Genomic DNA, 3,218 nt, shown 5'->3' on the forward strand with positions numbered 1-3,218 from the left:
CGGGGGCTGCGGTATTAAGTGCCTGGCGATGACCTACTCTCGCATGGGGAGACCCCACACTACCATCGGCGATGACGCGTTTCACTTCTGAGTTCGGTATGGGATCAGGTGGTGCCACGTCTCTATGGTCGCCAGACAAAACTGGAACAACCGGGATCTGAAGTCTGTCTTGATGCGTCTTTTGTTTAGTACTTGTCGTAACACTTGCTACAACCTGTCCACAACACAAGCTCAATCTACTGTCTCTACAATCAATCTCTAGCATTCAAACAAACGCCTTGGGCGTTATATGGTCAAGCCTCACGAGCCATTAGTACAGGTTAGCTCAACGCCTTACAACGCTTACACACCCTGCCTATCAACGTCCTGGTCTCGGACGGCTCTTCAGGGACCTTAAAGGTCCAGTGAGATCTCATCTTGAAGGGGGCTTCCCGCTTAGATGCTTTCAGCGGTTATCCTGTCCGAACGTAGCTACCCGGCAATGCCACTGGCGTGACAACCGGAACACCAGAGGTTCGTTCACTCCGGTCCTCTCGTACTAGGAGCAACTCTTCTCAAATCTCAAACGCCCACGGCAGATAGGGACCGAACTGTCTCACGACGTTCTAAACCCAGCTCGCGTACCACTTTAAATGGCGAACAGCCATACCCTTGGGACCGGCTTCAGCCCCAGGATGTGATGAGCCGACATCGAGGTGCCAAACACCGCCGTCGATGTGAACTCTTGGGCGGTATCAGCCTGTTATCCCCGGAGTACCTTTTATCCGTTGAGCGATGGCCCTTCCATACAGAACCACCGGATCACTAGAACCTGCTTTCGCACCTGCTCGACGTGTCTGTCTCGCAGTCAAGCACCCTTCTACTCTTGCGCTCATTGGCTGATTTCCGACCAGCCTGAGGGTACCTTCGTGCTCCTCCGTTACTCTTTGGGAGGAGACCGCCCCAGTCAAACTACCCACCACACAATGTCCTCGATCCCGATAAAGGACCTGAGTTAGAACCTCAACAGTACCAGGCTGGTATTTCAAGATTGGCTCCACATGAACTGGCGTCCACGCTTCAAAGCCTCCCAGCTATCCTACACAAGTAATGTCAAAGTCCACTGTGAAGCTATAGTAAAGGTTCACGGGGTCTTTCCGTCTAGCCGCGGGTACGCTGCATCTTCACAGCGAGTTCAATTTCACTGAGTCTCGGGTGGAGACAGTGTGGCCATCGTTACGCCATTCGTGCAGGTCGGAACTTACCCGACAAGGAATTTCGCTACCTTAGGACCGTTATAGTTACGGCCGCCGTTTACTTGGGCTTCGATCAAGAGCTTCGCTTGCGCTAACCCCATCAATTAACCTTCAAGCACCGGGCAGGCGTCACACCCTATACGTCCTCTTTCGAGTTTGCAGAGTGCTGTGTTTTTAATAAACAGTCGCAGCCACCTGGTATCTTCGACCGCCTTCAGCTTACGGAGCAAGTCCTTCACCAAAAGCGGCGTACCTTCTCCCGAAGTTACGGTACCATTTTGCCTAGTTCCTTCACCCGAGTTCTCTCAAGCGCCTGGGTATTCTCAACCTGACCACCTGTGTCGGTTTGGGGTACGGTCGTCTATTACCTGAAGCTTAGAGGCTTTTCCTGGAAGCTGGGCATCAACCACTTCAACTCATAAGAGTCTCGTCATCAGGTCTCAGCCTTAAGAGAGCGGATTTGCCTGCTCTCTCAGCCTACACCCTTAAACGCGGACTACCATCGCCGCGCTGGCCTAGCCTTCTCCGTCCCCCCATCGCAGTAATAGCCGGTACAGGAATATTAACCTGTTTCCCATCGACTACGCTCTTCAGCCTCGTCTTAGGAGCCGACTCACCCTACCCTGATTAACATTGGATAGGAAACCTTGGTCTTCCGGCGGGGGCGTTTTTCACGCCCCTTGTCGTTACTTATGTCAGCATTCGCACTTGTGATACCTCCACGGTGCCTCCCGGCTTCCGCTTCAACGGCTTACACAACGCTCCTCTACCATGCACAGATAAATCCATGCATCCGCAGCTTCGGTATCTGGTTTGAGCCCCGTTAAATCTTCCGCGCAGGCCGACTCGACTAGTGAGCTATTACGCTTTCTTTAAATGATGGCTGCTTCTAAGCCAACATCCTAGCTGTCTGAGCCTTCCCACATCGTTTCCCACTTAACCAGAATTTTGGGACCTTAGCTGGCGGTCTGGGTTGTTTCCCTTTTCACGACGGACGTTAGCACCCGCCGTGTGTCTCCCATGATTGCACTCTTGGGTATTCGGAGTTTGCATCGGGTTGGTAAGTCGGGATGACCCCCTAGCCGAAACAGTGCTCTACCCCCCAAGGTGAGACATGAGGCGCTACCTAAATAGCTTTCGAGGAGAACCAGCTATCTCCGAGCTTGATTAGCCTTTCACTCCGATCCACAGGTCATCCGCTAACTTTTCAACGGTAGTCGGTTCGGTCCTCCAGTTGATGTTACTCAACCTTCAACCTGCCCATGGATAGATCGCCCGGTTTCGGGTCTACTCCCAGCGACTCATTCGCCCTATTAAGACTCGGTTTCCCTACGCCTCCCCTACTCGGTTAAGCTTGCCACTGAAAGTAAGTCGCTGACCCATTATACAAAAGGTACGCAGTCACGGAACCAAGTCCGCTCCCACTGCTTGTACGTACACGGTTTCAGGGTCTATTTCACTCCCCTCACAGGGGTTCTTTTCGCCTTTCCCTCACGGTACTGGTTCACTATCGGTCAGTCAGGAGTATTTAGCCTTGGAGGATGGTCCCCCCATGTTCAGACAGGATATCACGTGTCCCGCCCTACTCGTTTTCACTATAAACAGGTTTTCGTGTACGGGGCTATCACCCTCTATGGCGACACTTTCCAGTGTCTTCCACTAACCCGAATACAGCTTAAGGGCTGTTCCCCGTTCGCTCGCCACTACTTAGGGAATCTCGGTTGATTTCTTTTCCTCCGGGTACTTAGATGTTTCAGTTCCCCGGGTTCGCCTCTCAAAACCTATGTATTCAGTTAAGAGATACCTAACAAGTTAGGTGGGTTTCCCCATTCGGACATCTTCGGATCAAAGCTTGTTTGCCAGCTCCCCGAAGCTTTTCGCAGGCTACCACGTCCTTCATCGCCTCTGACTGCCAAGGCATCCACCGTGCACGCTTATTCACTTGACCATATAACCCGAAGGCGTCTGTTCAACTGAATGCTT

General features: G+C 52.3%; 2 rRNA genes. Both read right to left on the minus strand.

Going from position 1 to position 3,218, the window contains the following annotated elements:
- Positions 1-20 precede the first annotated feature (20 nt).
- Positions 21-136, minus strand: a 5S ribosomal RNA gene (rrf, locus tag F7R27_RS18525).
- A gap of 153 nt (positions 137-289) precedes the next feature.
- Positions 290-3,183, minus strand: a 23S ribosomal RNA gene (locus tag F7R27_RS18530).
- Positions 3,184-3,218 lie beyond the last annotated feature (35 nt).

It is taken from the genome of Nitrincola alkalilacustris (genome assembly GCF_008973755.1).
In the GTDB taxonomy this organism is placed as follows: Bacteria; Pseudomonadota; Gammaproteobacteria; order Pseudomonadales; family Balneatricaceae; genus Nitrincola; species Nitrincola alkalilacustris.